The 12,849-nt window shown below is 57.8% G+C and carries 13 protein-coding genes; 9 read left to right on the plus strand and 4 right to left on the minus strand.

Annotated features, from left to right (window positions below; translation table 11 throughout):
• Nucleotides 1-61: 61 nt before the first annotated feature.
• The 3 genes from CRP40_RS08800 to CRP40_RS08810 all read right to left on the minus strand — a co-directional run bounded on the left by CRP40_RS08800 (nucleotide 62) and on the right by CRP40_RS08810 (nucleotide 4,412).
• Entirely contained in the window at nucleotides 62-1,390 is a 1,329-nt protein-coding gene (locus CRP40_RS08800) for a GntR family transcriptional regulator (protein WP_027915527.1), read from the minus strand.
• Complete coding sequence (locus CRP40_RS08805) at nucleotides 1,390-2,769, minus strand: hypothetical protein (RefSeq protein WP_027915526.1); 1,380 nt, start codon at nucleotides 2,767-2,769, stop codon at nucleotides 1,390-1,392. The genes CRP40_RS08800 and CRP40_RS08805 overlap by 1 nt, the downstream gene beginning before the upstream one ends.
• 620 nt (nucleotides 2,770-3,389) lie before the next feature.
• Nucleotides 3,390-4,412, minus strand: a complete 1,023-nt coding sequence (locus CRP40_RS08810; RefSeq protein WP_027915525.1) for a zinc-dependent alcohol dehydrogenase family protein — start codon at nucleotides 4,410-4,412, stop codon at nucleotides 3,390-3,392.
• Nucleotides 4,413-4,616: 204 nt separating this feature from the next.
• Between CRP40_RS08810 and CRP40_RS08815 the strand changes: the two genes are divergently transcribed.
• From CRP40_RS08815 to CRP40_RS08850, 7 genes are all read left to right on the plus strand, one after another.
• Nucleotides 4,617-5,531 carry a LysR family transcriptional regulator gene (locus tag CRP40_RS08815; RefSeq protein ID WP_023533541.1) on the plus strand — a complete coding sequence of 305 codons (915 nt, stop codon included), beginning with the start codon at nucleotides 4,617-4,619 and terminating at the stop codon, nucleotides 5,529-5,531.
• A gap of 347 nt (nucleotides 5,532-5,878) precedes the next feature.
• Nucleotides 5,879-6,178, plus strand: coding sequence for a His-Xaa-Ser system protein HxsD (hxsD, locus tag CRP40_RS08820; protein WP_027915524.1), 300 nt, complete (start codon nucleotides 5,879-5,881; stop codon nucleotides 6,176-6,178).
• Nucleotides 6,175-7,662: a His-Xaa-Ser system radical SAM maturase HxsB gene (hxsB, locus tag CRP40_RS08825; protein ID WP_027915523.1), complete on the plus strand. Its 1,488-nt coding sequence runs from the start codon at nucleotides 6,175-6,177 to the stop codon at nucleotides 7,660-7,662. Before hxsD ends, hxsB begins: the two co-directional genes overlap by 4 nt.
• On the plus strand, nucleotides 7,662-8,897 hold the full coding sequence (gene hxsC / locus CRP40_RS08830) for a His-Xaa-Ser system radical SAM maturase HxsC (protein WP_027915522.1): 1,236 nt from the start codon (nucleotides 7,662-7,664) through the stop codon (nucleotides 8,895-8,897). Before hxsB ends, hxsC begins: the two co-directional genes overlap by 1 nt.
• A complete protein-coding gene (hxsA, locus tag CRP40_RS08835) occupies nucleotides 8,894-9,502 on the plus strand; it encodes a His-Xaa-Ser repeat protein HxsA (RefSeq protein ID WP_027915521.1) in 609 nt (202 codons plus the stop codon). The genes hxsC and hxsA overlap by 4 nt, the downstream gene beginning before the upstream one ends.
• A 51-nt stretch (nucleotides 9,503-9,553) precedes the next feature.
• Nucleotides 9,554-9,967, plus strand: coding sequence for a hypothetical protein (locus CRP40_RS08840; protein WP_027915520.1), 414 nt, complete (start codon nucleotides 9,554-9,556; stop codon nucleotides 9,965-9,967).
• Between the two features lie 475 nt (nucleotides 9,968-10,442).
• Nucleotides 10,443-11,198: a hypothetical protein gene (locus CRP40_RS08850; RefSeq protein ID WP_197571546.1), complete on the plus strand. Its 756-nt coding sequence runs from the start codon at nucleotides 10,443-10,445 to the stop codon at nucleotides 11,196-11,198.
• Between the two features lie 185 nt (nucleotides 11,199-11,383).
• Here the strand turns inward: CRP40_RS08850 and CRP40_RS21970 are convergent, their stop codons facing one another.
• Complete coding sequence (locus CRP40_RS21970) at nucleotides 11,384-11,542, minus strand: hypothetical protein (RefSeq protein ID WP_154665209.1); 159 nt, start codon at nucleotides 11,540-11,542, stop codon at nucleotides 11,384-11,386.
• A 363-nt stretch (nucleotides 11,543-11,905) separates the two neighbouring features.
• Between CRP40_RS21970 and CRP40_RS08855 the strand changes: the two genes are divergently transcribed.
• Together CRP40_RS08855 and CRP40_RS08860 are read left to right on the plus strand one after the other, a co-directional pair.
• Nucleotides 11,906-12,223, plus strand: a complete 318-nt coding sequence (locus CRP40_RS08855; protein ID WP_027915519.1) for a type II toxin-antitoxin system PrlF family antitoxin — start codon at nucleotides 11,906-11,908, stop codon at nucleotides 12,221-12,223.
• Entirely contained in the window at nucleotides 12,223-12,684 is a 462-nt protein-coding gene (locus CRP40_RS08860; protein WP_027915518.1) for a type II toxin-antitoxin system YhaV family toxin, read from the plus strand. The genes CRP40_RS08855 and CRP40_RS08860 overlap by 1 nt, the downstream gene beginning before the upstream one ends.
• The last annotated feature ends 165 nt before the right edge of the window (nucleotides 12,685-12,849 follow it).

Below are 12,849 nucleotides of genomic sequence, written 5' to 3' on the forward strand. Positions count from 1 at the left end.
CGGGTCGGGCCGTGCATCTTCGCGCCCTGGCAGCATGGCCGATGCAGGCCTGGGGCGGTCATCAAGGGTGCCCGGCGACCTGAGCCAGTCGATCGACGGCAATCTGTAGCTCTACCGGGTCATCACCCGTCCAGCCCAAGGCCAGATGATGCTGAAAGCGGCCGTGCAAGCTGAAGTGCTTGCCAGGCATGGCATGCAGCGGCGTACCGGCCAGGGCCTTACTGATGGAATCCCAATGGACAGGCTGGCGCAACCTTGCCCAGAGCAAGCCGCCACCGTCGGGCAAGCGCAGTTGCAGCTGTGGCCCAAAGCGTAACGCGAGCACGCGTGCCAATGTTCGGGTACGGCGTTGCAGGGCCTGGCGAAGCCGGGCCCATTGTGCATCCACCTCCCCCTTGTCCAACATGCAGGCCAACGCTTGCATGCGTAAGGGTGGCAAGCGGAAAGCCCGTTCGCAGAAGCCTCTGGTCAGGGCACCGGTCGGTCCTAACACGTAGGCATACGGGGCCTCGGGCCCAAGCACTGCCTCGAACCCACCCACCACCAGCAGTTGCCTGACATCCACCCAGTCTCGCTGGCGGATGACAGGCGGGCCTGCGTGACAGAGCTCGCTGTCCAGGTCGCTTTCCAGCACCCATACCCTATACCGCGAGAGCAGATGGCCCAACTGCTGCTGGCCCGCCGAGGTCACCAGCCGGCCTTGTGGCGTGCTCAGACAGGAGGGCAGCACCACAAGCCCCACTGGCTCGCTTTCCAACAGACAGGTCAGCGCATACAGATTGAGATCACCCCGAGTATCCACTGGCACCTCAAGCACGGGCACCCCGGTGCGAGCGAGCGCCTGCAATAGCTGCCAGCAGCAAGGCGAATGAACCACCACTGCCGCATGCTTGAGCTCAAGCGCTGCCCACACGGTATCGAGCAACGCAGTGAGGTCCGGCGCCACGTGCACATCCTTGGCGCACCAGTAGCGGCTGCTGGAATGGGTGTAGCGCTCGGCAAGCGCCTGACGCAATCTCACGCTGCCCGGGTCCTGACCCCAGCCCATGGCTCGCAGCCGCTGACGCGCCAGCCGGCGTTCATGATTGTGCAAGTTCAGCTCGAACAGCGATGGCTCGAATACCGGCGGTTGCCGGGGCGTGAGGGCCACCTCGCTGCTTGATGCACTGTGCACGAAGTAGCCCGACCTGGGCAGACGCTCAACACGACCGGCCTCCTCCAGCAGGTTATAGGCATGCTGGACAGTGCCCAGCGACACCCGTAGCCTCGAAGCAAGGCCTCGCAGCGAGGGCAAACGCTGCCGTTGCCCGGGCGGCGATTGATCAATGAGTGCTTCGATGTACCGGTAGACCTTGCGATAGGCAAACTCGCGATGCGGGGCCTGCGGCATCACGGCCGCTCCACGTCGCAGCCTTGCGCCGGCAAGGGCGCCTGGCACAGCAGACGCAAGTTGATGTCACGCCGGGCCAGGTGCCTCAACACGCGCATGGCCGAGGCAGGCAAGTTGGTTTCATACAGGGCCCGCAGCTGTGCAACAGGCAAGCCACTGACATTGACGAGCCAAGCCTTCACGGCTTGTGGACATGGCTCGCCGCGCAAGGCGTGATGCAGGTAGGGCAATGCCACCAGCATGTCGGTATGCCGGCACTTGAGGAAGCGCTCCAAATGCTTACCCCTGCGAGCAAAGGGTGTGAACAGCAAGCACATCAGCTGATCGTGGCTCAACCCCCACACGCCGCCCACCTGCCCAGTGCGGCCCCGGCCCGGTTTGTCCACCTGATGCTTGAGCGACAATGCGGGCCTGCACCCCTGGGCTTGCTGAGCGCGGGCCTGCAGTTGGTGCACCTGCGCCAACGCCTCAGGATCCACGAAAGCCCCCAATGGATAGGCATCCTGCGGCACTGCGCACGGATTGCCGAGCATCGATTCAAGTTTCTGTCCTTCAAGCAAGTCTGCCAGAAGCTCATCGATCGCCATGACCCGCAGTGGCGTGCGTACCTGCTCCTGCCGGCCTGTCGGCCTGATTTCCTGGCCACCAACACCCTCCAGCCGCTGGCCCAGTTGAGCGAGCCCGTCAGCCAACGCAGCCAGGCAATGCTGCGCCTCGGGCAAGCCGCTTTCGCCGGCAAGGTGCAAGATGCGCCGGAACCAGGCCAGAAAACGATGCCGCTCTTGAGCCGGTATTGCCGTGATCATCACGTCGACAGGTGTTTGGAACTGCACGGCCTCGCTGAATGTGTTTGCCAGGTCCAGATAAAGCCAAGCGCCCAACAATCCCTCGGGCCTGGCACCTGCCAGATGCCCCAACAGCAGCATGGCAGTGCTGGCCAGAGGGACGTCGTCCCTGCTGGGCACCCAGTCTCGCGAAAAGGGTCTGACCGCCCGACCCTGGACCATGAGCAGCTCAACGCGTGGATCATCCTGGAGGAACAAGGCATTGAACGCACGCTCGTGACATACCAGGGTGTGAGAACCAGGAGCGGGTTGACTGATCACTAACACACGCAACTGGAAGGTGACCGGCCCGCGTGTGGCGATGCTCAATTGCGCAGCCCGGAGCATGGCCAGCAATCTGGCACTACGGCGGTCGTTGCCATGCAGAGCCAATACACGAAACGTCCCGATATATTCAGCGCCTCCGGCAGCTATCAGCAATCGCTGAATCAACAACTGCAAGGAAGCACGTTGTGATTGGGACATATGGTTCAACAAGCGCTCCAGCACTTGCCGATAAATATGATGCATTGCCTGATCGTGAATAGCCGTCACGATATTACCTCGTCCAGTTCATGCGGCCAGTCGATGCACAAGCACTCGGCATCAACCCTGGCCGGGATATTCCGAATGGTCGTTACAGTCCACGCACAACGAAGTTCATCTTCACTGTCGACACACGCCGGAAGCCCTCACCGCATACCCATGGCACACCGGCTTTTCACGCCATTGCCCAGCCAGCTCAGCCCTGCTCATATCACGCTCCTTGCGTAAACTGTCATTGCGCCATTATCGATATGCAACAGAAGAATTGAAGATACAGATCAGGGGAAAAAAAGTAGTCAGAGCTGTTGAAACGACAGCTTGACCTTGAAACTTGAAGACTTCAATCAAAGATAAGAGGCGAGATATTTCCCAAACTCCATGACACTGAAACTTTATGTAGTATCAGTCTTGGTGCGTTGTAGGAATTATCCTTTTATAAAATTCATGCACAGGATCGCCGGCCACTTGCCAAACCGAGTGAATGGCCAGGAACAGTCAGTCGCCGCCGGCCAGGACGCCGACGACAGCTGAACGTTGGGATAGATATCGGCGGGTCAAGCCCGATGCGGTCGGCGACGACCTGTGGACGCCCGCCTAATGAAGCGAGCCATCATTGCGCGCACAGCCTGTCAGGCAGGCATCAGGTCCAGCACCACGCGCCCACCGCAAGGGCACTGATCCATGTAGCGATGGGCGTCGACCACTTGCTCGAACGGGTACACCTTGATGATCTGCGGGGTGAGCAGCTTGTCGGCCGTGAACTGGTTGATATCGCGCAACGCCCTGTGCAAAGCCACTTGGTCCTGGCTGATGCCCAGTTCAGGCTTGCCCGTAAAATTGCCAATGCAGTGTACATAGAACTGAATGTTCTTCTGAAACGCAGCACAGGCCGGAAATGGGGTCTGGTTGCCGCCTTGCAGGCCATACAGCACAAGGCTGCCACGCGGGGCCAACACATCACCGAGCAACGACATCTGCGGCCCACCCAGGCCATCGAGCACCATGTCCACACCGCGACCCTCGGTGTACTTGCCTACCTGCATCACCAGGTCTTGCTCCTCGGTGACGATCACCTTGTCAGCGCCCAGGCCGAGCAGATAATCACGTTGCTCGCCATCCTTGGTCGCAGCAAACACCGTCAGGCCAAGCGCCTTGCCCAACTGCACGAACGCCGGTCCCGCGCAATGACTGGCATCGGTAACCAATGCCGTCTGCCCACTTTTTGCACGGGCCAGATCGACGTACGCGAAATAGGCGATCAGCAATGGCGTGTAATGCACGCTCGCTTCAATCGGTGTCAGCACCTCCGGATAGCGGGTGATGGCTGAACGGGGCAAGACGATAACGTCACCGTACACGGGGTGATCGTTGGCACTGGTGGCTGGGAAGCTCGCGACCCTGTCTCCGACCACGATGTCGTCGACCGCATCGCCCACCGCCGTCACCACGCCGGCCATTTCATGACCTATACCGGCTGGCAGCCGGGCACGGGAGGACGCCAGGTTCTGGCGCCAGAGCACGTCGTACCAGCTGACACCGATCGCCTCGACGCGGATCTGTACCTCACCGGCGGCAGGCATCGGCTCGGCCTGCTCCTCGCAACGGAGCACATCCGCAGCGCCGAACTTGTGGAACCGAATCATGCGGGACATCGCCTACCTCGCCTAGTGAAACATCAATTGCCACTGACTCTATCCGGGCTTTACGCATCGGACCAGCCGCGGTCATTAATAGTCGACATGCCTGTCATCGATTGGGCCCCGCATTTTCCCTGCTATTGGCCCCCTGGATGGGTGCAGATTACCAGCCTTTGGCCTTAATATTCACCCCTGCTCCTTTTCTGGCGAAGCGCCCCGATGAATCGAAACGACCTGCGTCGCGTAGACCTCAACCTGCTGATCGTGTTCGAAACGCTCATGCATGAGCGAAGCGTGACCCGTGCAGCGGAGAAGCTGTTCCTCGGCCAGCCCGCCATCAGCGCCGCCCTCTCGCGCCTGCGCAACCTGTTCGATGATCCGCTTTTCGTGCGCACTGGGCGCAGCATGGAGCCGTCCGCCCGCGCCAACGAAATCTTCGCCCTGCTTTCGCCCGCGCTGGATTCGATTTCCACGGCCGTCAGCCGAGCGGCCGAGTTCGACCCGGCCACCAGCAACGCCGTGTTTCGCATCGGCTTGTCGGACGATGCCGAATTCGGCCTGCTGCCGCAGTTGCTCAAGCGCGTACGCGCCGAGGCGCCAGGCATCGTGCTGGTGATACGACGCGTCAATTACCTGTTGATGCCCACCCTGCTGGCCTCCGGCGAAATCTCGGTTGGCGTCAGCTACACCAGCGAACTCCCGGCCAATGCCAAGCGCAAAGTGCTGCGCCGCAGCCGGCCAAAGCTGCTGCGTGCCGACAGCGTACCGGGCAGCATCAGCCTCGATGATTTCTGCGCACGGCCCCATGCCCTGGTGTCTTTCGCCGGGGACCTGTCGGGTTTTATCGACGAAGCCTTGCAGGCGCTTGGGCGCAAGCGCCACGTGGTCCTCGCCGTGCCGCAGTTCAATGGCCTGGGCAGCCTGCTGGCCGGCACCGACATTGTCGCCACCGTGCCTGACTACACGGCCGATGCCCTGACGGCGGCCGGTGGGTTGCGGGCTGAAGAGCTGCCACTGGACGTGCGCAGCTTTGAATTGCACATGGCCTGGCGTGGGGCGCAGGACAATGACCCGGCGGAGCGGTGGTTACGGTCTAGGATTCAGATGTTTTTTGGGGATCCTGAGAGTCTCTAGTCGCCGCCGGATAGGCTGTTCGGCTGATCATTCCTGCCTTTCCACAAACCATGGAGCTCTATGTACTTCCAGTGGATTGCTACATTGGTGGGCATATATGACGGCATGCTATGGATGGATTGAAAAGGATGCCCCTAGCCTGAGGCCAAGCAGGTTATAGATGGCAATGGGTGGACTGAGGGAGATTTGAACCCGCGACCCTACCCCGTCTCAATGACCGAGCCGTAGTGAGCTCACCACCCGCCACGCTGGACAAATGCGTGCAAATGTAAAAAATTATGATGGCATAATGCCTCGTCAACCGGCAAAATCCACACGCTCCCAACGGATTTGAAGGACCGGTTCCGATGACATGGCCAGTCACGCTAAAACTCGACAGTGCAGCCTACCCGCTCAGCGTGGTGCAACGCGCCGCTTATTCCCTGGCCGACACTGTCACGATCCAGGTCGGTATTGAAGCCAATCAGATAAGCCTCACGGCCCACCCCGCTGAAGCAAGGCTAACGCTTTCCCCGGAGCAAGCTCACTCGCTGATCCTTCAGCATCTGAACGACTTCGCCCTACGCGACCATATCAACCGCGAAACAGTAGGGTTGCGCGAAGCCCTGGCCCGAGCCGCGCTCGCTGGACGTGGTATTTCACAGTGACACTGATTGCGACAGACGCCAAGCACTACCGCTTGCTGCCTTTTCGATTCATGCGCATGAACACGGGAAATGAGCGTGACATCCTGCTCACCTCCGATACCGGTGAGTACATGCACGTGAACGACGCGCAATTACGAGCCCTCAGTTACTTCGACCTTCAAGCAAGTACGCCTTTTTACAAGGACCTGCTGGCCCGCCACTTCATCTACGAACCAGGCCGCCACGATCCGTTCCCGGAAATGGCCGCGCAATATCGGAGCCGAAAGGACTTCCTCTTCCAGGGCCCTGCACTGCACTTGTTCGTGGTTACATTGCGCTGCAACCACACCTGCCAGTACTGCCAGGTATCGAGGGCCCCTCTGGGAGGATCCGGCCACGATCTATCGGAAGCAGATGCACAGCCGGCGGTCGATCGCCTGTTCGAATCGAACGCTCCCGCCTTGACTGTGGAGTTTCAGGGTGGCGAGCCGCTACTGGCCTTCGAGCGCGTCCGCCAGATTGTCGAATGGGTCGTTGAACGGAACGTGGTCGAACAAAGGGATATCCAGTTCGTCATCACCACCACGCTGCACCACCTGACGGAGGAAATACTCGACTTCGCAGAACAAAATCGCATCCAGTTTTCGACTTCGCTCGATGGGCCGGCGCCCTTACACAATGCCAACCGCCCTACCCCGTCACGAGACTCCTACGAACGCACTGTAAAAGGTATCCAGTGGGTCCGTGAGCGCCTTGGCCATGATGCAGTTTCCGCGCTGACCACGCTAACTTCAAGAAGCCTCGAACAACCTGAAGCGATCATCGATGAGTATGTAAGCCAGGGCTTCTCCAGCATTTCGCTTCGGCCTCTGAGCCCTTATGGGTTTGCCACCAAGAGTGCCCATCGACTTGATTACCCTATTGAGCGATACCTGGCCTTCTACAAGAAGGCACTGGCCTATTTGCTGCATATCAACCAACAGGGCGTATATATCTCAGAGAGTTATACAAGCCTGCTGCTGAAAAATATCCTGACACCCTTCTCCTCCGGCTACGTAGACCTGCGGTCCCCTGCTGGCGCTGGCACTGCGGCGCTGGTTTATAACTATGACGGTTACGTCTATCCCTCGGACGAAGCCCGAATGCTGCTGGAAATGGGTGAAGACGGCTTGAGGCTCGGCACCGTGCAGCAACCTTTGTCAGCATTGCTCGCATCGCCAGTTATGAATGCGTTGCTCGCCAGTGGAATAGCAGAGGCGCTGCCGGGCTGCTCCGACTGCGCGCTTGTCCCGTACTGTGGTGCTGACCCCATCGAACACTATGCTCGCCACGCTGACCCGATCGGACATCGAGCGTTCAGCAGCTTCTGCAAGAAGAACATGGGTCTTCTGAAGCATCTTTTCGGCCTGCTTCGCGATGGCGACGACAACGTGCAGAGGGTGCTGCTGTCCTGGTTGAACAGGCGCTCTTACAGCGATGTCCGGATCCCGGGTTACAGGGGCTGATTGCGATGCTGCGCAAAGATACCCACTTCGAAATCCATCACCTGAATGAGCCGAAACTGCTCAAGGTCATCACGCTGGATGAGTTCATCGAACACGGCCTGGCTGCTTGCGCCGGAACTGCCGCGTTCGATGACCTGCTGCTTTGGCTGCCAAACGAAGAACGGCTACGCAGCCCGCATCTGCTCTCGCTGCCAGTAGGTGGGTTCCTGATCCCGGAGCCATTGATCGGCGACTTCGACAGCGCGCGGCCATACCTGCACACTCCCAAGGATGCGGATGTCGTGCAGCCCGGCGATGTCATTGCCATCACTCCAGGCAACACGTTGGTGCGAGTGCTCTATCGACGAGGCTCGGACAGCAACCTGCTGTTCATGACCGATCGTTGCAACAGCCTCTGTCTGATGTGCTCGCAGCCGCCCAAGGATATCGATGACCGTTGGCACATTGAAGAAAACCTACGGCTGATCGACCTGATGGATCCGGGCGAGGAAAATCTAGGTATCAGCGGCGGAGAACCAACACTTTATCGCGATGGCCTGCTGGAAATCCTGGCCAAGTGCAAAGCTGTTTTGCCGCAGAAATCCATTCATGTGCTCAGTAACGGGCGCCTGTTCCGAGACCCAAGCTGGATCGCAGCGCTCTCTGCAATCGGTCACCCTCAGTTGAGCTGGGGCATCCCCCTGTACGCCGACAATGCCGAAGACCATGACCATGTGGTGCAGGCCCCAGGCGCGTTCAGCGAAACCCTGCAAGGTCTTTATAACCTGTCGCGGGCCAACCAGATCATCGAAATTCGCGTGGTGCTCAATCGCCTGACCACACCACGCTTGCCAGAGCTCGCCCACTATGTATTCAGAAACCTGCCCTTCGTGCGGCATGTTGCGCTGATGGGCATCGAAAGTACCGGCCTGGCGAGGAAGAACTATGAAGAACTGTGGATTGACCCGCTGGACTATCAAGGGTCGTTGACCCAGACCGTGTATTTCCTGTCCAACCGTGGCGTGCCGGTTTCGATCTACAACTTGCCCCTGTGCCTGATCCCGTCCCACCTCTCGCGCTTCGCCCGCCAGAGCATCTCGGACTGGAAAAACCTGTTCATCGAAACCTGCCAGCAATGCGCTGCCGTCAAACATTGCTCTGGCTTTTTCAAATCCCATACCGACCGTTGGCAGAGCCGCGGCGTACAACCACTATCGACCGAGGCCTTCAGTGCCTATGCAAGGAGTGCACAGTGAAATTGCTCGAACGCTGGAAAGTCCTGATCAGTGGGATCAGCCTGCTGCCAATGGCAGGTACTACCCTGGCACAGCCGGGACATCTGTCACTGGCCGATGCGAACTGGCAACCCAATGACAAGCTTCAGCCCCCGGTATTTACCGATACGCTCAATGCGCCAGATGCCGTCAACATCTATGCAGCACATCGCTCACACAGTTCACACCGGTCCCACAGTTCGCACAGTTCTCACTACAGCGGCTCGGGTGGCTATAGCGCACCTCGCTACTACAGCCCACCTGCTACCAGTACCCGAAGCTACAGCGCGCCGAGTGCTTCGAGCAGCACCTCAAGCAGCAACAGCCTTTATCAGTCGTCTGGCACTACCAGCGGGACAAGTTCGAGCACTTCAAAGAGCCGCGCGACCAATGAGCAAAAAAGCAACCTGGTCACCCGTGTGCAGACCGCGCTGATGGTGCGCCAGTATTACCAAGGCACCATTGATGGGGTGATGGGCAAGGCGACACGAGGTGCGTTGATGGCCTTTCAGATGGACAGTGGGCTGACCGTGAATGGCCGGATGGATACGCCATCGCTGAATGCGTTGGGTATCAAGATTCCATAAATCGCTTCAGGTTAAAGCTAGCGTCCGTTCAGTAACGAAAGAAATTATCCCATGCAGCACATCATTCAAATCGACAACACTCTCTGGGCATTGATCAGCCGCCTGCAAGGCAAGGAACTGCAAACACCGTCGCGTAGCGCCCGTTTCCGAATCACGACCGTTGATGCAAATCGCGTTGTGATTGAAACCGGGTCGGAAGACTCGCAGTTGGCGCTGACTCGAGCAGCTTTCCAGCAAACGTTGGACTACCTAGCCGGTAACAATCATTTCGGCCAAGCACAAGCTGTGGAAATCAGCTCTCACCATACCTACGAAAAAGCAGGCCCACTTTGCCAGGCGGCTCGTTACAGAGCAGAAGGCAAGCCGGGGCGTACCAACATCACCTACATTCTGCCGATTCTGGAGCAGTGCCAGGCAGTCGGCATCCGGTCCACCACCCCAAACAGTACTTGGCAGCTGCCCTGAACAGCTCCTGATATCTTTACAAGGACGCCAACATGTACGCCAAAATGGACACCTTTCGCCCCGGCAGTGCCGCGTGTTTGATCAACCCTGCAAGGTGACGATCGACATCGAGTTTATCACCGTCTCCTATGACGACGGGGCAGACCTGGCAATACCGAGGCCAGGCAAAAGGCCTGGGGCATTACGAACTGCAAGCAGAAGGTTTCGACGGCAGAGCAACGCTGTACCGCTTCGAAGGCTCGAATGTACTGGAAGGCACTTGGGTCGAAGACGGCGTACGCGGGATGTGGCGGATTGTCTGCCAGCCGATTGATTCGTCATTCGTGCCTACATAAATAAGCTGAACTCGTGGGAGTTTGATGGGGCGCCACGAGGTCATCCACCTCAAATGGCAGAACAAAACGTACATCAAGGCGGCCAAGCATTGCTATCCGCATGGATTTGGAAGCACTGAAAAGAAGTTCAAGGATGAAAAATGATAGCTCTGAAAGCAAAACTGCTCGCCAAATTCCAACAATATTCCGTATCCCAACGGTTCTATCTCGCCTCGGTAGTTACGTACCTCATCACGATTGCAGCTTCTCAATATACGGGCATATCCGCGCTTACCATCGGGACGACGGTCGCGGCTGCATTGATAATTTGCGGATTCATTGCCTGGTGCATCCCTTTCGCCCGCTGGCTCCATACAGCATGGGAGAAGCCATTCGCCAAAACGCCCATCATCATTATGCATCTGCTTGCACTGCTGATATCCACAGCATGCGCGCGTTTCACGGTTGCCGAGACGTTAGGGCTGCCTCCTCAAAGTCTTGATCTGACAGTCGGCTTTCTCGCGTTGCTATTTTACATTCCATCGTGGCTGCTTGTGGTGGCAATACTCCTTGGTCTGACAGCAATACTGATCATGGTCATCGCGATGATCAGCCTGCCATTCGAAGCAGCCTGGCAACACATGACCCGCTTGGCCGCGCTCCTCAGCTTTCAGGCTAAGCTCAAGCAATCGCGCAGTATGATCATGTTCCATGGTGCAGGGGCTCTTATCATTAGCGTGCTATTTGCCATGAGCTACGACTATCTTACCGACAACTTCAGCCCGGCCTTCAAGGCCGTGACCAAAGTCATTGCACTACGAAGTGATTTCCACAAAGCCCCAAACTATCCCGACGTGCGGACTGGAGAATATGTGCATCCGTTGGAGAATGGCTTTATTGCTTACGCCCGCGAATAAGAAGACAAAAGTGTCATCATTGGCGCTCGTTTACAGCCTACTGAGAATTACGATGTCGTGGTGTCGACTATTCCCCCTCTCAAGGTTGCAATGACAACCATGGCAGAACACGTCAAGCAATCCCCTGCCCTGATTTGGCTGCTCAGCAGCGCTGCTTCAGAGACTGAGTCTGACTCGATACTGCGTTAAACCTGGTTGGCCACGAGCAAAATACAGGCGAGCACCTTGAGAAACGTACTACTGGCGGGTACTTTGAGCATGGCTAACAAAATCACCAGCAATACAAAGGCCACCAGAGCGAGTGGATTACTCACATAGGGCGCCAATGCGTTTACATCTGTCATGTCCAATAAGATCCTCTTTTGAGAAAGAACAGTGTTGCCGATCTCGAGTGACCGGTTTGTTAGTAAGCCATGCGAGTCGTTCGAGAATTTGCAGAGAACTCCTTTTCTAGAATTTGGCAGCAAACCTCGAGGTGCCAAGCGCCGAAAAGCGACCACGCTCACACTACAGAATTGACGCCGCGAGTAGGCCAAGCCTACGCACTGAAGTCAATACGCCATCCTGGCATGTCGCCGCCGAGGTGGAAAGGCAGACGTAGCCCTTCTTCTGATCAGTGTCAGCATCTCGCTCCTTGGCCAGAAACCAAGATTGACCACGTAAGGATTATTCCTTACCATTCGCTTAGTATATCTGGGAGAACACTCATGCCTGCCATCCACGAAATCGCCACGTTGACCTCGAAGGGACAGGTCACACTGCCCAAATCCGTTCGCCAGCTTTTGGGCATTGACACTGGTGGCAAGATTGCATTCGACGTGCGCGGGGGTGAAATCGTGGTCAGCCGCGTAGAAACCACCCACGAAGACCCTGCCATCGGTGCGTTCCTGGGTTTGCTGGAGGCTGATATCCGAGGCGGCCGCAACCTCACTACCCTGCCGGAAGACTTGGCGCAAACCCTGCTCGCCAACGCAAACCACCCTGTAAACCTGGACGAAGATATCGATGGTGAGGTCGCGATCTGATGGTGCGACATGGCTGGACACTGTTGTTCCATGAAGGTGTGACTTTACAGCTACGCAAATTGCAAGAAGCCGCCGCCCGGGCCGAGCAAAACGACCCGCAAGGTTTTGAGAGCAATGCCAACGTCAAGCTGTTTCGGGCATTGAGCCATCTGATCATGGAGGCTGTGCCTGCCGACCCGGGCCGTGATGAGTTCCGCCAAGGCAACACGCTGGGCACCGCCTACCGACATTGGCGGCGGGCAAAGATCGGTAGGCGCTTTCGGCTGTTCTTTCGCTACGACTCAAGATCCAAGGTCATCGTCTATGCATGGGTCAACGACGAAAATACCCTCCGGTCTGCAGGCAGCAAATCCGATCCCTACGCTGTATTCGAGAAGATGCTTAGCCGCGGCAACCCTCCTGATGACTGGGATGCGCTGACTGCTGCGACGCGTAGCGACTGGGACGAGCCCAAAGCGTAGGCGGCACGCTTTGGCGAGTGATAGCACGTTCAACACCGCGCCTCAGTGCGTCCACTATCGTCCACTCGGAACCACTGCAAAAAGGGGTACTTCTGGGGGTACAAATTGAATTTCTCACTCGTAACTTGTTGACTAGCATGATTGCCCAAATGTTTTTTGGGGATC

The sequence above is a fragment of the Pseudomonas sp. URMO17WK12:I9 genome, from assembly GCF_900230165.1.
GTDB classification, from domain to species: Bacteria; Pseudomonadota; Gammaproteobacteria; order Pseudomonadales; family Pseudomonadaceae; genus Aquipseudomonas; species Aquipseudomonas fulva.

Excerpts from the sequence above, each read along its gene's own strand:
- CRP40_RS08810 (WP_027915525.1), bottom strand. The coding sequence starts at position 4,412 with ATGTCCCGCATGATTCGGTTCCACAAGTTCGGCGCTGCGGATGTGCTC.
- CRP40_RS08850 (WP_197571546.1), top strand. The coding sequence starts at position 10,443 with ATGATAGCTCTGAAAGCAAAACTGCTCGCCAAATTCCAACAATATTCC.
- CRP40_RS21970 (WP_154665209.1), bottom strand. The coding sequence starts at position 11,542 with ATGACAGATGTAAACGCATTGGCGCCCTATGTGAGTAATCCACTCGCT.
- CRP40_RS08855 (WP_027915519.1), top strand. The coding sequence starts at position 11,906 with ATGCCTGCCATCCACGAAATCGCCACGTTGACCTCGAAGGGACAGGTC.
- CRP40_RS08840 (WP_027915520.1), top strand. The coding sequence starts at position 9,554 with ATGCAGCACATCATTCAAATCGACAACACTCTCTGGGCATTGATCAGC.
- CRP40_RS08815 (WP_023533541.1), top strand. The coding sequence starts at position 4,617 with ATGAATCGAAACGACCTGCGTCGCGTAGACCTCAACCTGCTGATCGTG.
- CRP40_RS08800 (WP_027915527.1), bottom strand. The coding sequence starts at position 1,390 with ATGCCGCAGGCCCCGCATCGCGAGTTTGCCTATCGCAAGGTCTACCGG.
- hxsD (WP_027915524.1), top strand. The coding sequence starts at position 5,879 with ATGACATGGCCAGTCACGCTAAAACTCGACAGTGCAGCCTACCCGCTC.
- CRP40_RS08860 (WP_027915518.1), top strand. The coding sequence starts at position 12,223 with ATGGTGCGACATGGCTGGACACTGTTGTTCCATGAAGGTGTGACTTTA.